8 protein-coding genes are annotated in these 14,070 nt (G+C 66.8%); 2 read left to right on the top strand and 6 right to left on the bottom strand.

The genetic code is table 11. The features are described 5' to 3' along the window. Positions 1-29: 29 nt before the first annotated feature. From glgB to BMY06_RS08630, 4 genes are all read right to left on the bottom strand, one after another. Positions 30-2,246, bottom strand: a complete 2,217-nt coding sequence (gene glgB / locus BMY06_RS08645; protein ID WP_074982611.1) for a 1,4-alpha-glucan branching protein GlgB — start codon at positions 2,244-2,246, stop codon at positions 30-32. Beyond that, positions 2,239-5,715 carry a maltose alpha-D-glucosyltransferase gene (gene treS / locus BMY06_RS08640; protein ID WP_080180222.1) on the bottom strand — a complete coding sequence of 1,159 codons (3,477 nt, stop codon included), beginning with the start codon at positions 5,713-5,715 and terminating at the stop codon, positions 2,239-2,241. Before treS ends, glgB begins: the two co-directional genes overlap by 8 nt. Continuing rightward, the gene (locus BMY06_RS08635; protein WP_074982609.1) at positions 5,712-9,230 is read right to left on the bottom strand and encodes an alpha-1,4-glucan--maltose-1-phosphate maltosyltransferase; all 3,519 of its coding nucleotides are present in this window, start codon (positions 9,228-9,230) and stop codon (positions 5,712-5,714) included. Before BMY06_RS08635 ends, treS begins: the two co-directional genes overlap by 4 nt. A gap of 351 nt (positions 9,231-9,581) precedes the next feature. Beyond that, on the bottom strand, positions 9,582-10,244 hold the full coding sequence (locus BMY06_RS08630; RefSeq protein ID WP_074982607.1) for a DUF1345 domain-containing protein: 663 nt from the start codon (positions 10,242-10,244) through the stop codon (positions 9,582-9,584). Positions 10,245-10,471: 227 nt separating this feature from the next. Here BMY06_RS08630 and BMY06_RS08625 point away from each other — a divergent pair, with 227 nt between their 5' ends. Continuing rightward, on the top strand, positions 10,472-11,206 hold the full coding sequence (locus BMY06_RS08625) for a metallophosphoesterase (protein WP_065059984.1): 735 nt from the start codon (positions 10,472-10,474) through the stop codon (positions 11,204-11,206). Positions 11,207-11,236: 30 nt separating this feature from the next. On the opposite strand, the gene BMY06_RS08620 is transcribed toward BMY06_RS08625, so the two are convergent. Then, entirely contained in the window at positions 11,237-12,088 is an 852-nt protein-coding gene (locus BMY06_RS08620; protein WP_074982606.1) for a LysR family transcriptional regulator, read from the bottom strand. 147 nt (positions 12,089-12,235) lie between these two features. On the opposite strand from BMY06_RS08620, the gene BMY06_RS08615 reads away from it, so the two are divergent. Continuing rightward, positions 12,236-12,619: a tautomerase family protein gene (locus BMY06_RS08615; protein ID WP_074982604.1), complete on the top strand. Its 384-nt coding sequence runs from the start codon at positions 12,236-12,238 to the stop codon at positions 12,617-12,619. Positions 12,620-12,709: 90 nt separating this feature from the next. Here the strand turns inward: BMY06_RS08615 and ppk2 are convergent, their stop codons facing one another. Next, complete coding sequence (gene ppk2 / locus BMY06_RS08610; protein ID WP_074982602.1) at positions 12,710-13,912, bottom strand: polyphosphate kinase 2; 1,203 nt, start codon at positions 13,910-13,912, stop codon at positions 12,710-12,712. Positions 13,913-14,070 lie beyond the last annotated feature (158 nt).

Genomic DNA, 14,070 nt, shown 5'->3' with positions numbered 1-14,070 from the left:
ATTCCTGATGAATTTCGCGTGTGCCCCTGTCAACGTCGCAAGCGCAGGATCAGCGTGCCGAGCGGCGGCAGCACGAGCGCCGCCGATTGCGGCTGGCCGTGGCTCGGCACCGGTTCGGTCGAGACCAGCCCGCCGTTGCCGATGTTCGCGCCGCCGTAGACTTCCGCGTCGCTGTTGAGCGCTTCTTCCCACTGCCCCGGCTGCGGCATGCCGATGCGATAACCGTGGCGCGGCACCGGCGTGAAATTGCAGACGACGACGATCTCGTTGCCCGCGCCGTCGACGCGCCGCCACGCGAGCACGCTGTTCTCGCTGTCGTCGGAAACGAGCCATTCGAAACCGCCCGGCTCGGTGTCGAGCACGTGCAGCGCGGGTTCGTCGGCATAAAGACGATTGAGGTCGCGCACCAATGCTTGCACGCCGCGATGCAGCGGGTCGTCGAGCAGATTCCAGTGCGGCGTGCCGTCGTGATCGAACTCCGCCATCTGGCCGAACTCGCCGCCCATGAACAGCAGTTTCTTGCCCGGATGCGCCCACATGAAGCCGAAATACGCGCGCAGGTTGGCGAACTTCTGCCAGCGGTCGCCGGGCATCTTGCCGAGCAGCGAGCCCTTGCCGTGCACCACTTCGTCGTGCGAGAGCGGCAGCACGAAACGCTCGGACCACGCATAGACCATCGCAAACGTCATCTCGTGATGGTGATAGCGGCGATGCACGGGGTCTTCGTGCATGAAGTGCAGCGTGTCGTGCATCCAGCCCATGTTCCACTTGAACTGGAAGCCGAGGCCGCCGTCCTCGGGACGCGCGGTCACGCCCGGCCACGCGGTCGATTCTTCGGCGATGGTGATGACGCCGGGCCGCTGCGGCACGTACTGCGTTTCGTGATTGAGGCGCTTGAGGAAGGCGATCGATTCCAGATTCTCGCGGCCGCCGTACATGTTCGGCACCCACTCGCCCTGCGCGCGAGAATAGTCGCGATAGAGCATCGAAGCGACGGCGTCGACGCGCAGGCCGTCGACGTGATAGCGCATCAGCCACGCGAGCCCCGACGCGATCAGGAACGCGCTCACCTCGCGGCGGCCGAGGTTGTAGATCATCGTGTTCCAGTCGGGGTGATAGCCCTCGCGCGGATCGGCGTGTTCGTAGAGCGCGGTGCCGTCGAATTCGATCAGGCCGTGCGCGTCGTTCGGAAAGTGCGCGGGCACCCAGTCGAGAATCACGCCGAGCCCGGCTTCGTGCGCGCGGTCGACGAACGCCGCGAAGTCGAGCGGCGAGCCGAGACGCGCCGTGGGCGCGAACTGCGAAAGCGGCTGATAACCCCACGATCCGCCGAACGGATGCTCGGCCACCGGCAGCAATTCCAGATGCGTGAAGCCCATGCCCTGCGCGTAGGGAATCAGGCGGTCGGCGAGCGCGCGCCAGTCGGGCGCGGGCGCGTCGGCGCCCTGCGTGGGCAGCCAGGACGACGCATGCACTTCGTACACCGAGATCGGCGCGCGCGCGTTCTGGCGTTCGGCGCGCCCTTGCAGCCAGTCGTGATCGTGCCAGGCGAAATGATCGAGCGCGTCCACGGGCGCGACCACCGACGCCGTGGCGGGCGGCGCTTCGGTCTGGAACGCGCAGGGATCGGCCTTGAGCGGCAACACCTCGCCGCGCGCGCCGAGGATCTCGAACTTGTAGCGCGCGCCCGCGGCCACGCGCGGCACGAACAGTTCCCACACGCCCGCTTCGTGACGCAGCCGCATCGGATGGCGTCGTCCGTCCCACGCGTTGAAGTCGCCGACCACGGAGACGCGTTGCGCGTTCGGCGCCCACAGCGCGAAGCGCACGCCCGGCACGCCGTCGTAGACGAGCGGCCGCGCGCCGAGGCATTCGAGCACGGCATACGGGTCGCCGTCGGCGAGTCGATGCAGCGCTTCCTGCGGCAGTTGCGCGCCGAACGAATAGGGATCTTCGACTTCCTGCGCCACGCCATGCCAGTCGATATCGAGCCGATACGCCACGCCTTCCGCGATCGGTCCGGCGAACAAACCGGCGGGATGCACGCGCGTGAGTTCGCCGAGCGTATGCGCGCGGTCGCGCGCGAGCACGCGCACGCGCGAGGCGTTCGGCAGCCATGCGCGCACGTATGGCGCGCCGTCGACCCAATGCATCCCGAGCACGGCGAACGGATCGCGATGACGCGCGTGGATCAGCGCGTCGATGTCGTGATGATGCAGGCCGGCGTCCGGGGCGCGCTCAGGCATGTCCGCTTCCTCCCGTGTGGGTGTGAGTATGGGTTGGCGTCTGGCCGAGCAAACGGCTCGCGAGCGCGGCGAGGCCACGCACCGGCAGGCCCAGCCACGAAGGCCGGTTGGCCGCTTCGTAGCGGATCTCGTAGGCCGCCTTCTCGATCAGGAACAGGTCGAGCAGCGCCTGTTCGTGCGATGCGCCGACGAGCGTGAGCGGCGCGTTGGCGACCGCCGCGCGGTACTGGCTCAGGAAAGTTTCGGCGGCGTGGCCGCGGAAGCGCTCGAACAGCGCGCGCTTGCGCTCGGCGATCTGCTGCGGCGCGCTTTCGGTCGTCGATTGCGCGGCGGCGTTCGCGTACGACAGCGAGCGCAACAGGCCCGCGACGTCGCGCAGCGAACATTGCTTCGTGCGCCGGTATTCGAGCGAACGCGCGGGCTCGCCTTCGAAGTCGATCAGATACGCGTCGCCTTGCGCGAGCAGCACCTGGCCCAGATGGAAGTCGCCGTGAATGCGGATGCGCCACGCGGCGGCGTCGAGCGGCACGAGCGTGTCCACGTTGGCCAGCAGCGCGTCGCGGCGCTCGATCAGGCTGCGCGCGAGTTCCTTCGTGTCGGCGTCGAGCGTGTGGTCGTCGTCGCCGATATGCTGCGCCACGATGTCGAGCGCCGTCACGAGCATCTTGCGCGCGTCGCCGACCCACTGGCGCACGTCGTCAGGCGTCGCGGCCTCGGGCGCGAAGGCGGAATCGGCTTCGTCGTCGTCGGGCAGCGCGAGCACGGCGTGCAGTTCGCCCAGACGCTTGCCGATCGCACCGATCACGGCGGCGTAGTTCTGCATCACCTCGTCTTCGTGGGCCTGATCCTGCTCGCCGGTTTCGCCGTCGTCGGCGGCGAGCGCGAGTTCGTCGATCGTGCGGCGCAGATAATCGAGCGCCCATTCCCACGCGTCGCCCTGGTTGTCGATGAAGCCTTGCAGGATCGCGAGCGTATGCGGCACGCCTTGCGGATCGACGCGCACCACTTCGCCATAGAGCGGCGCGGTGTTCGCATAGCCGAGCTTCGTCAGATGGCGGCTCATTTCCGCTTCCGGATGCACGCCCGCCATCAGGCGGCGCACGAGCTTGAGCACCAGCGTTTCGGCGATGATCAGCGAACTGTTGCTCTGTTCGGCGGCAAGCCAGCGGATCTCGGGTTCATCGCCGAGATCGAGTTCCTCGATGCGATCGGTCGGCTCGAAACGGATCGTGCTGCCTTGCACGGTCGGCACCTGCGCGCGCTCGCGCAGCTTGCGCAGCACGCCGTAGGCGAACCACGGCAGCGCGAAGGCATCGGTCAGATAACCGATCGTGCGCCCGCGCCGCACGCGCGAGAGCGCGAGCTGGATGTGCAGCGGCGTGGTGGTGTCCGCGCCCCAGGTGATCGCGATCGGCAGGACGTAGCGCTCGGTCGCGCCGTCGGCGAGTTCGGCTTCGATCTCCGTGAACGCGAAGCCCGCACCCGTGATGGTCGTGAGCGCCGCGAGCCGCACCGAGCGCAGCGGCTTGTCTTTCGACGCGAACCAGCGACGCCGCGACAGCCACGACGGCAGCACTTCCGATTCGAGCAGGCGCACGTTTTCGGGCGTGGCGCCGGTCTGTCCTTCGCGGATCACCACGGTCACGAATTCGGGCAACTGCTCGGACGCCGGCTGGCTCCACGACGGACGCTGGCTGCCCGGACACAGCAGGAACCACAGGAAACCGTAGGGCGGAAAAGTCAGCAGATACGGCAACTGGCCGATCGGCGGAAACACCGAATCGGCCGTCATTTCCACAGGCGCGGTGCCGGCGAATTCGGACAGATCGAGTTCGACCGCTTGCGGCGCGCGCGAGAGATTGGCGACGCACAGAATGGACGGCTCGCCCGGCATCTCGCGCAGATACGCGAGGATCTTGCGATTCGCGGGCCGCAGAAAGCGGATCGTGCCGCGCCCGAACGCCTGCTTCGAGCGGCGCGTGGCGAGCATGCGGCGCGTCCAGTTGAGCAGCGAATGCGGATCGCGGCTTTGCGCTTCCACGTTGATCGCATCGTAGCCGTAGAGCGAGCCCATCAGCGGCGGCAGCACGAGCTGTTCGGGATCGGCGCGCGAAAAACCGCCGTTGCGATCCGACGACCACTGCATCGGCGTGCGCACGCCGTCGCGGTCGCCGAGGTGAATGTTGTCGCCCATGCCGAGTTCGTCGCCGTAATAGATCACGGGCGTGCCGGGCATCGAGAGCAGCAGCGAATTGATCAGTTCGATGCGGCGGCGGTCGCGTTCCATGAGCGGCGCGAGACGGCGACGAATGCCGAGATTCAGCCGCGCGCGACGGTCGCTCGCATAGGTGTTCCAGAGATAGTCGCGCTCGGAATCGGTGACCATTTCGAGCGTGAGTTCATCGTGATTGCGCAGGAAAATCGCCCACTGGCAACTGGGCAGCAGATCCGGCGTCTGCTTCATGATGTCGATGATCGGAAAGCGGTCCTCGCTCGCGATCGCCATGTACAGACGCGGCATCAGCGGAAAGTGGAACGCCATGTGGCATTCGTCTTCGTTGCCGAAATATTCCTGCACGTCCTCGGGCCATTGATTCGCTTCGGCGAGCAGCATCCGATTGGGATAATGCTCGTCGATGGTCGCGCGAATCTTCTTCAGAATCGCGTGCGTTTCGGGCAGGTTCTCGTTGTTGGTGCCTTCGCGTTCGACCAGATACGGCACGGCGTCGAGCCGCAATCCGTCGATCCCCATGTCGAGCCAGAAGCGCATCACCTGGAGCACTTCGCGCAGCACGGCGGGATTGTCGAAATTCAGGTCGGGCTGGTGCGAATAGAAACGGTGCCAGTAATACGCGCCCGCGACGGGATCGTGCGTCCAGTTCGACGGCTCCGTGTCGATGAAGATGATGCGCGTGCCCTGATAACGTTGATCGGTATCGGACCACACGTAGTAGTTGCGATGATTCGAGCCGGGCTTCGCGCGCTGCGCGCGCTGAAACCACGGATGCTGATCCGAGGTGTGATTGATGACCAGTTCGGTGATTACGCGCATGCCGCGCGCGTGCGCTTCCTGAATGAAGCGGCGCACGTCGGCGAGCTGGCCGTAGTCGGGATGCACGTTGCGATAGTCGGCGATGTCGTAGCCGTCGTCGCGGCGCGGCGACGGATAGAACGGCAGCAGCCAGATCGCGGTCACGCCGAGCGAGGCGATGTAATCGAGCTTGGAAAGCAGGCCCGCGAAATCGCCCACGCCGTCGTTGTTCGCATCGAAGAACGACTTCACGTGCACCTGATAGATCACCGCATCCTTGTACCAGTGCGGGTCGTCGGAGAGCGGCGAGGGCTTGCCGCGCTTTTGCGTGGCGTGCGCCCGATGGCCGTGCTCGTCGTCGTGCTGCGCGGTCGGGTCCGAGACCGGCGCGGCGTCCGGATTCGGCGGCGCCTCGTGCGAAGCGGGATCGCGTTTCATGTGGCTCCTCCGGGAGGGAAGTCCGCGTTGAATTCGGGGTGGCCTTCGACCGGTTCGTCGAGTGCGTCGGGCGGGGTGTCGCGCGGCAGACCGTCGATCGGCGCGATGCGCCAGATCGCGAACGGCCGCGCGTGCGGATCGAGCCGCACGTGCTGCCAGCGGCTTTGCCATTCGAAGCGCTCGCCGCTCATTTCGTCGACGACCGCGAGCCGCGCGTGATCGTCGATCTGCCAGGCCTGGAAGGTGTCCCAGGACAGTTCGATATCGGCGCCTTGCTCGTTCCACGGGTCGAGGTTGATCGCGACGACAATCACGTTGTCGCGCGCCGGCGTGGCCTTTTCGAAGCACAGCACGTTGTCGTTGTGCGCGCCGAGGAAGGTGATGCCCAGATGCGATTGCAGCGCGGGATTCGCGCGCCGGATGCGATTGAGCGACGCGATTTCCGCCACGATATTGCCGGGCCGGTTCCAGTCCCACGCACGCAGCTGATACTTTTCGGAATCCAGATATTCTTCGCTGTTGGGCAGCGGCCGCGCTTCGCACAATTCAAAGCCGCTATACACGCCCCACAATCCCGAGAGCAGCGCGGCGAGCGCGGCGCGGATCAGGTGGATCGAACGCGCGCCGCTTTGCAGATAGCGCGGGTTGATATCGGGCGTGTTGACGAAGAAGTTGGGCCGGTAGAAGTCGCGCACTTCGCTCTGCGTGAGTTCGGTCAGATAGTCGATGAACTCGCGCTTCGATTCGCGCCACGTGAAGTATGTGTACGACTGCGAAAAGCCGATCTTCGCGAGCCGGTACATGAGGCGCGGACGCGTGAAGGCTTCGGAGAGGAAGATCACGTCGGGATGGCGCGCGCGCACGTCGGCGATCATCCATTCCCAGAACGGCAGCGGTTTCGTATGCGGATTGTCCACGCGGAAAATGCGCACGCCCGCATCGACCCAGAACAGGATCACGTCGCGCAGCGCGAGCCATAGTTCGGGCTTGGCGTCGTGCGCGTAGAACTCGGGATTGACGATGTCCTGATACTTCTTCGGTGGATTTTCGGCGTAGCGCAGCGTGCCGTCGGGACGCCACGCGAACCAGCCCGGATGCGCCTTCAGCCACGGATGGTCGGGCGAGCATTGAATCGCGAAATCGAGTGCGATTTCGAGGCCGTGCGCGTGCGCCGCGTTGAGCATGCGGCAGAAGTCTTCCAGCGTGCCCAGTTCCGGATGCACGGCGGTGTGGCCGCCTTCGGCCGCGCCGATCGCGTACGGGCTGCCGACGTCGCCGGGCTGCGCGTTCAGCGCGTTGTTGCGGCCCTTGCGGTTCGCGAGCCCAATTGGATGGATCGGCGGGAAATACAGCACGTCGAAACCCATGTCGCGGATGCGCGGCATTTTCGCGATCACGTCGTCGAAGGTGCCGTGGCGCGTTTCGTCGTCGCTCATCGAACGCGGGAAGATCTCGTACCAGCTCGCGAAACGCGCAGCGGCGCGCTCGGCGTCCACGCGTTGCACCGTGGCGTCGCGCGAGAGGAACGGCCGGTGATTCGCGGCGCGCACGGCGGCGGCCGTGGCGGGCAAGGCCAGCAGCGCGCAGCGCGTGTCGGTGTCGGCGCTCACGAAGCGTTTGACGAGCGCGTCGAGCGCCGCACGGGTGTGCGCGTGCGCTTCGCTGTGATCGTCCGACGTGTCGGCGGTCGCGAGCACGAGCGCGAGCAGGCGGCTCGCTTCTTCGAGTTCGAGATCGACCGGCTGGTTGGCGTCGCGCTTCTTTTGCAGATGTACGGCGAGCGAGGCGAAGTCGTCGCGCCACGCGATCACGACGAATTCGTAACGTCCCACGCGTTCGAGCGGGAACGTGCCGCTCCAGAGGTCGGTGCCGGCGGGCGGCAGCGGTTTCATCGGCGATTCGTGCCAGGCGGTTTCGTCGGCGGCGCGCCAGAGGATCGCGGCGTCGATGCGGTCGTGGCCTTCCGCGAAAATCGCGGCGCGCACTTCGCATTGCTCGCCCACGATGCGTTTGGCGACGAAGCGTCCGTGATCGACGGACGGCCACACGCTTTCGATCGCGATGCGCGGCGCGGCGATCGCTTCGATCACGCTCTTGTGGCCGCTCGTCGGCGACTTCGCGAGGTCCTCGGGCGGCGCGAGCGCGACGAGCGGCGTCGCCAGCGCGCGGAACATCCAGCACGCGCCCGCGGGCAGCGTGAACGTCGGGGGAATCGCGCTCGCGTCGCGCGGCGAGCGTTCGCGCACGCCGCGCAGCGACTGCGCGTCGAGCGGCTCGAAGCGCGTGAAGCCGCCGGGCGCGCCCGCCAGCAGGTGCGCCATGTTCACGCGCACCGGCGCGGCGAGCGCGGGATTCACGAGCGTGAGGAGCGCTTCGCCTGCGTCGCGGAGATCGGCGTGATCGCCGCGCAGCAACGCGGCGACCGGCGCGCCGGGGCCGTTGAGCGCGCGCAGTTCGCCCTTGGTCTGAAGGATGAGGGTTTCGCGCTGTAAGGCGTTCGCGTGCGCGATGTCGGCCGAGAGATCGAACGGTCCGCGTGCTTTCATCTCCTGCCAGCTCAGCGCTGGTTCGCGTGCACCGTAATCGTGCGCGTGCGGACCGCCGTGGCCACTGGCTTCTTCCACGCCGTATTCGAAGCCCATCGGCACGAGCCAGCCGGTGCCCGTGGCCGCCGCCGTGCGCAACATGCGCCGGTAGGCGCGCTCGACCGCGCGCGCGTCGGTGGCGCCGTCGAGATCGTGGATGAAGCGCGTGCCGTACGGCGCTTCGGGAAACGCGATCGGCGAGCCCACGCGGCGCACCACCTCGTGCTCCTCGACCATCCAGCTCGACGAGAAGTCCCACCAGCGCAGCGAGGTGAACGCGGCGTCGAAGCCCGCGTGTTCGAGTTGCGCGATGGCGTCGCGCGCGAGGCCTGGCGTGGCGGCGAGCCAGCGCGTTTGCGGACGGCTCGCGCGCACGCCGTCGAAGATCGCGCGCAGCACGTTGGCGGGCACGCGATGCGGCGAGTCGATGCGAAAGCCGCCGAGGCCCGCATCGGCGAGCCGCGTGGCGAACTGCGTCCACCAGACCGCGAGCGGCGCGCCCGCGCGTTCGAAATCGGCATAGGCGACGTTCGCGTCGCGATGGCCGTGGCGCGGATCGAGCCGCGCGTCCTCGGGCTCGAACGGATGAAACCATTCCGGATGCCCGGCATAGAGCGCGCCGTCGGCGGCCGCGCGGTCGAGCGTCAGATCGGCGAGCAGCGTGAGGCCGCGTTCGCGCGCGGCGCTCGCGAGCCGGCGCACGGCGTCCAGCACCGGCTCCGGCGAACCGAACGCGGGATGCAGACGTTGATGATCGGCGACGATGCGGTCGTCGCCCGAGCGGCCTGGCGCGAACAGGGCGCCGATCAGGACATGATCGAAGCCCAGTGAGGCCGCATGCGCGAAATGCGCGGGCCACGCGTCGAGCGGCCCGGCAAGGACGGAATGGACGAAGTAGATCCGCGGCGCATAGGCGTGAGGAGGTTCCATCGGTCGTATTCCAGATACGTCGGACAGCGTGGATGCAGGGCCGAAATACCACCGGATGCGATCACGTTGCCCGTGGGCTGCCGGGGCGGGCCGCGCGGGGCCGGGCGATGGCGCGTGTCCTGTTCAATGTAGTGCAAGAGCAGGCCGGAACCAAAGCGTCGGCGACGCGCGGCGACTTGATGCGGGATTCAGCAAGGCATGTGCCTGTGACGCGCGATCGCCGCGCCGCCAAGCCGGCTGGCGGCGACGCCGGTTTCCTGCGCGGCGGCGCGCGCGCCGCGCGTGCATCGATTGCGCGCCAATGCGCACCGATTGCGCATGGATTGCGCAGGGATTGCAATCGATGCCGGTCTAGTTCCCCACCATGCTCGCCGCGATGTTCACGCACAGCCCGAGCACGGCGACGTTGAAGTAGAACGACAGAATCGATTGCGCGAGCACGCTGCGCCGCGCGCTGCGTCCGCGCAGGCCGACATCGGCGGTTTGCGAAGCGCAGGCGATCGTGAAGGAAAAATACAGGAAGTCCCAATAATCCGGCTGGAGTTTGGCGTCGGGGAACGCGAGCGCGGGCGATTCGCGATCGGAGCCGTAATACACGCGCGCGTAATGCAGCGTGAATAGGGTGGGAATCAGGAACCACGCGCCAATCAGCGTGAAGCCCGTGAGCAGCGAGTGCAGCACCTTCGAGGCCGTGTGCAGGTCCTTGGACGAGCCGAGTTCGAGCACGATCGCGACGATGCTGGCCACCGTCGCCGTACACAGCAGGATGAGCACCGTGCCCGCGTTCTGATCCTCGCGCTGCGCGTTGCGGCGCACGCTGGTTTCGTCGGTGCGCATCATGTGAATCCAGATCAGCACGAGGTAGGTCCAGATCGCCACGTCCCAGCCGACCAGCACGCGCGCCACCGGCTGGATCGACGCGGGCACGAGCGCGCCGATCAGCACGCCCAGCACGAGGCCGATCATCATGTGCGGGCGATTACGCAAAACTTGCGGATAGACCTTCATTGGCATCGATGCCCTGATGAATGTGCGGGGAATACGCGCGGTGTTGCCGCGATTCTAACCAGGCGCGCGTCGCGCTGTGATCTCGTGGATCGCGGCCAGGGTGCGCCGACGCGGGACGGGCTGGCAGACGGACGGCATCACGCCCGACCGTGCGCGAAGGCGGGCGAAAAAAAGCGCCAGGAAACGATAATTGGCGCGCATACATCGCGCGCGCCTGGCGCTATGATGAAAAGATGACGCCCACTCTCGCCACCGAAGTTCAGCATCACGCCAGCAACGAGGCCGGCCGCGACTTTGTCGTGGGCGACCTGCACGGCTGCGTGGATGCCTTGCGCTTCCTGCTGCGCGAAGTGAATTTCGACGCCACGACCGATCGCCTGTTTTCGGTCGGCGACCTGATCGATCGCGGCGAGCAGTGCGAAGAGGCGCTCACGCTGCTCGACAAGCCGTGGTTTTACGCCGTGCTCGGCAATCACGAAGACGCGTTGTGCGCGGTCGTCGAAGGGCGGCTGCCGCGCCATCAGTGGTACGGCATTGGCGGCGGCTGGGCGCAGCACGTGCCGGAACGCGTGCTGGCGCTGTACGCGAAGCGCCTGCGCCAGTTGCCGCTGGTGCGCACGGTCGGCGAGGGCGGCGCGCGTTTTAACGTGCTGCACGCGGAATTTTTCGGCGACGACACCGAACTCGACGCCGGCCAGTTCAACGAGCACGTGCGCGAGCGCATGCTCTGGGGCCGCGAACTCGCCTTCAACGCGGGCACGCCCGCGAGTCTCGCGCTTTCGCTGACTTACTGCGGCCATACGCCGATGCGCGAGCCGCGCCAGATCGGCTCGCAGATGTATATCGACACGGGCGCCTACATCGCCGAAGGACGGCTCACGATGGTCGAGGCGCTGTCGCTGCGCAACTGGTCGGTGTCGACCCAGGCGGCGCGCGAGCAGGGCGCGGCGGCGTTGGCGCTGCCCTGAATTCGCCTCGTCGATCCATCTTGCGGGCGCTCAGCCCGCGCCCAGACTCGAAGCCAGCAATTGCAGCGTCGCCGCCGAGCGCGGATCACGCACGCGCGAAAACAGCGACACGCGCGAAACCGGCAGCGGCGGCAGACCGAACTTCGCGCCCACGTCGACGAGCGTGCGCGGCGCCACGCGCCGGGCCAGCGCCGATACCGCCAGTCCTGCCTCCAGCGCCGCGCCGACGGCCGCCACGCCGCCGCCCACGAACACCTCGTTCCACGCGATATCGGCCGCATCGAGCGCCGCGATCGCGGCCGCGCGTACGGCGCAGGGACCGGCGAGCAGCGCGAGCGGCAGCGGCGTGCCGGGCGACCACGGACATTCCGGCGCGGCGAGCCAGACGAGCGGCTCCTCGAACAGCGTGCGGGCGTCGCCGCGCGGCGCTTCGTCGGCTTCCTGACGCACGATTACCGCGTCGAGCCGCCGCTCGTCGAATTGCGTCAGCAACTGCGCGCTCAGACCGAGATGCAGCGCGATCACGAGGCCGGGATCGTGCGCGCGCAACAGCGCAAGCTGGCGCGCGAGCTGCGCGTCGGCGACATGCTCGCTGAGGCCGAGCGTCAGCCGCCGCGCGTCGCCGCTGAGCGTGCCGAGCGCGCGCTCGTGCGCGCCCAGCAGATCGCGCGCGGGACCCAGGAACGCGTGACCGTCGGGCGCGAGCCGCACCACGCGCGGCGTGCGTTCGAGCAACTGGCGGCCCAGATGGCTTTCGAGCCGCTTGAGCTTGAGGCTCACGGCGGATTGCGTGGTGTCGAGCGCGTCGGCCGCGCGCGTGAAGCTGCGCAATTCGGCGACCAGAACGAAGGCGCGCACGGCGTCGAGATCGAGTGGTTTCATTTCAAACGTAAATGGATGAAATATGGAGTGATATCTTTTTATTATGATAGACGGCGACTAAGCTGATGTCATGTCGAACGTGACGGTGCGAGTGGTTCGCACCGTTGCCACCGACGCAGGTTCCCACTGACCTCGAAGGAGACTGACATGCCGTTCACCCGAATCGCCGTGCGCGCCGGCAAGCCCGCAACCTATCGCAAAGCCTTGATGCAGGGCGTGCATCTCGCGCTGATGGAAGTGTTCAAGGCGCCTGAGGACGACCAGTTCATGATCGTCACCGAGCACGATGCCGATAATTTCGTGTTCGGCCGCCACTACCTCGACATCGAACGCAGCGACGACATCGTGATGATCCAGATTGCCGTGAGCAATACGCGCGGGCAGGATCAGAAGAAAGCGCTGTTCGCGCAGATCGCGGAAAACCTCGCGCGCGATCCGGGCGTGCGGCGCGAAGATGTGTTCATCAATCTCGTCGATGTCGCGCGGGAGAACTGGTCGTTTGGGAACGGGGCGGCGCAGTATGCGACGTAGGCGTCGCACTACGCGCCAAAGAAAAACGCGCCGCAGTTTCCCGCGGCGCGTTCCTGGCTGGCCTCTCGACCGAGACAACCCCTCAAACCCTCAAAGCGCCCGACTCACCAGCAACGGATCGACCGTCCCAATCGACTCGGTTTCGCGGCTCGCATACGGCAGTTTGTGCAGCACGTAGCGCATGGCGTTCAGACGCGCGCGTTTCTTGCAATCGGAGCGCACGACGGTCCAGGGCGCGTCTGCCGTATCGGTTTGCGAGAACATCGCTTCCTTGGCTTGCGTGTACTCGTCCCATTTGTCGAGCGAGGCGAGATCGACGGGGCTGAGTTTCCACTGCTTGAGCGGATGCACGCGGCGCTCCTTGAAACGGCGGCGCTGCTCGGACTGACTTACCGAAAACCAGAACTTGATCAGGTGAATGCCGCTGCGGATCAACTGCCGCTCGAACTCCGGAACCTGCTGCATGAAGTCGGTGTATTCGGCGGGCGAGCAAAAGCCCATCACGCGCTCGACGCCGGCGCGGTTATACCAGGAGCGATCGAACAGCACGATTTCGCCCGCCGAAGGCAGATGCTGCACGTAGCGCTGAAAATACCACTGGCCCCGCTCGACCTCGGTGGGTTTTTCGAGCGCGACCACGCGCGCGCCGCGCGGATTCAGATGCTCCATGAAGCGCTTGATCGCGCCGCCCTTGCCGGCGGCGTCGCGGCCTTCGAACAGGATGACGACGCGCTGGCCGGTCTCGCGCACCCACGCCTGGAGCTTCAGCAACTCGACCTGCAGTCGGTACTTTTGCCGCTCGTAAGCGCGACGCGACATGAGATTGCGATACGGATACTCGCCGTCGCGCCAGCCGCTCGAGAGTTCCTCGTCGGGATGACGCGCGCGCGGCTTGCGCCACTCGGCCGGCTGGCCTTCGAGGATGAGGCTGCGCAATTGCACGGCTTCGTCGGGCGACAGACCTTTCATCAGGGCGGCGATGGAGTCGAGCAGCGGCGCGGGCATGTCGACGCCGACTTCTGCGGCGTCGGTTTCGGCGCCGTTTGCATGGTTGCGCGCATCGCCATTGGCCGATGGCGGCGCAACGCCGTTGGCCACGACGAGATCGTGCATCGCGCCGGCGATGACCTGGGTCGCGGCTTCCACGGCGTCGTCGACGGTGCGGCGTTCCGCGCCGAGCGGCGTGAGTGCCGGTTGGCGCGCGGCGGGGCCGTCGTCATTGCGCGCGCTGCGGTTGCGGGCGCCTGCGGAAGCGGGCGTCAGCGAAGAAACGTTGGGAACGATTTTGGGCATAAGTCAGGTTCTCTCGACGGAAACGGTGAGCCGGTATCGATCCGACTGCATTGAACAGGCGCAACAGGTGAGACTCGCGAGGCGCGACGCGTGCGGCTTGCGCGACGTGTGCGAACGAAGCGTTCGGGAGTCCGCAAGGCGGCGCTGGAAAGCGCTGG

This window comes from Paraburkholderia tropica (genome assembly GCF_900109265.1).
Classification (GTDB): domain Bacteria; phylum Pseudomonadota; class Gammaproteobacteria; order Burkholderiales; family Burkholderiaceae; genus Paraburkholderia; species Paraburkholderia tropica.
Note: the sequence above shows the minus strand (reverse complement) of the source record. Positions and strands in the feature narration are given on the sequence as shown.

Excerpts from the sequence above, each read along its gene's own strand:
- BMY06_RS08630 (WP_074982607.1), bottom strand. The coding sequence starts at position 10,244 with ATGCCAATGAAGGTCTATCCGCAAGTTTTGCGTAATCGCCCGCACATG.
- BMY06_RS08620 (WP_074982606.1), bottom strand. The coding sequence starts at position 12,088 with ATGAAACCACTCGATCTCGACGCCGTGCGCGCCTTCGTTCTGGTCGCC.
- glgB (WP_074982611.1), bottom strand. The coding sequence starts at position 2,246 with ATGCCTGAGCGCGCCCCGGACGCCGGCCTGCATCATCACGACATCGAC.
- BMY06_RS08635 (WP_074982609.1), bottom strand. The coding sequence starts at position 9,230 with ATGGAACCTCCTCACGCCTATGCGCCGCGGATCTACTTCGTCCATTCC.
- ppk2 (WP_074982602.1), bottom strand. The coding sequence starts at position 13,912 with ATGCCCAAAATCGTTCCCAACGTTTCTTCGCTGACGCCCGCTTCCGCA.
- BMY06_RS08615 (WP_074982604.1), top strand. The coding sequence starts at position 12,236 with ATGCCGTTCACCCGAATCGCCGTGCGCGCCGGCAAGCCCGCAACCTAT.
- BMY06_RS08625 (WP_065059984.1), top strand. The coding sequence starts at position 10,472 with ATGACGCCCACTCTCGCCACCGAAGTTCAGCATCACGCCAGCAACGAG.
- treS (WP_080180222.1), bottom strand. The coding sequence starts at position 5,715 with ATGAAACGCGATCCCGCTTCGCACGAGGCGCCGCCGAATCCGGACGCC.